Source organism: Nocardia sp. NPDC003345 (assembly GCF_053589395.1).
In genome coordinates this window covers 1-1,379 of sequence record NZ_JBSFRU010000604.1, presented here as the reverse complement: position 1 = coordinate 1,379, position 1,379 = coordinate 1, and the positions used below count along the sequence as shown (strand labels likewise).

Below are 1,379 nucleotides of genomic sequence, written 5' to 3'. Positions count from 1 at the left end.
GTGGCGTTGGCCCACGTCAGCGGCTCCTCGAGCGAGGACGAGAACACCACTTTGGATGCTTGCGTGAGCTCGTCGACGGACGCTTCTTCTTCGGGCCTGAACTCGTCCTGGCCACTCGGGACCTCCCCGGCGGCGAAGCCCGACATCTGGCGGTAGGTGTTCGTTCCCATCAGGTAGGTGACCTCGGGCTGCGCACCGAGCCACGCGAGGTACTCCGGGCCCTCGAGGCCCCAGAACCCGGGCCACCCCTCACCCGACGCGTAGCCGTCGAGAGAGGTGATGAAATCAACGAGAAGCTCCGGCATGACGATGTCCTTTCGCGAGGTGTCAGGAGTTCCGACCGGCCGGGGGCGACAAACTCATCGGTCGCGGGAGCGCGGTGCCCCGGCCACGCAGCAGGCGGCGGATCTCTTCGTCCGGATACGGAATGCCGCGGCTCTCCCGCTGGAACGACCGTATGAACGCGGACATCTCCGCGGCGATCGGCGCATGCCCGGTGAGCACCGCGGCGGCTTCATCCGGGACGCCCGTCGGCGGCCGGCCCTCGGCGAGGGCGCGCACCATGTCGGCGCGGTCGTCCCCCGCGAGCCCGTACAACGCGGTTAGCAGCCAGTTCACCAGGTAGGCGGCGGTGTAGCCGCGGTCGAAGCTCTGGTGCCGGCCGAAGAACGCGGCCTCGTCCCGTGCGAGGTCGAATCCGGACGAGAGCGCGAGGCCGTAGTCGCCGAAGTAGAGGCGGTGACCGTCGGTCAGGATGTTTCCGAAATGCGTGTCGAGGTGCAGCAGTCCACGCCCGTTCATGAACGTGACACCGGCGGCCAGTTCCCGCGCCACCACGGCGCAGGCCCGGCCGGTGGCCTCCTCGCCCGCCGCGATCCGGTCGTTCAGCCACTCGTGCAGGTTCTGCGGGAGATATTCCGAGAACAACGCGATGCTCGCCGACGAATCCAGGAGGCCCTCGATCCGGTGGCGTACCCGGGGATGGCCGTCCCAGTAGGCGACAGCACGGTCGATATCGGCCAACTCCTCCGGCAACGGCGTCGTATCCGGCAGCACCCGCCAGTGGTACATCAGCGGGAAACCCTCGTATTCGGCGGCCAGCACCCAGTTCGTCGTCATGGTGTGCACGGCGAGCTCACGCCAGGCCCCGAAACCGGGTGCGCCGATCAGGCCGACGCCGTACTGGGAGCAGAGGGGCAGTTCGAACAGGTTGGCCGTGGATCGGGCGTACTCCGGCCGCCGTTCCAGGTCGGTCAGGGGTACCCGCTTCACGAAGACCGGAGCTCCGGCGACCTTCAGCAGCGCCGCCTTCCCGCCGATTCCGGCGCCCATCGGCCTGGACGCGTCCACGAGCTCATTCAGCGCGTGATCGCTGTACA

1 protein-coding gene and 1 pseudogene are annotated in these 1,379 nt (G+C 68.2%); both read right to left on the bottom strand.

Translation table 11 applies throughout. The features are described from left to right. Positions 1–305, bottom strand: a pseudogene (locus ACWDU1_RS32370) (dihydrofolate reductase family protein); the annotation flags it as partial. A 22-nt stretch (positions 306–327) separates the two neighbouring features. Beyond that, positions 328–1,379, bottom strand: a 1,052-nt coding sequence (locus ACWDU1_RS32365; RefSeq protein WP_450004219.1) for a protein kinase family protein, incomplete at its 5' end; no start/stop codon positions are given.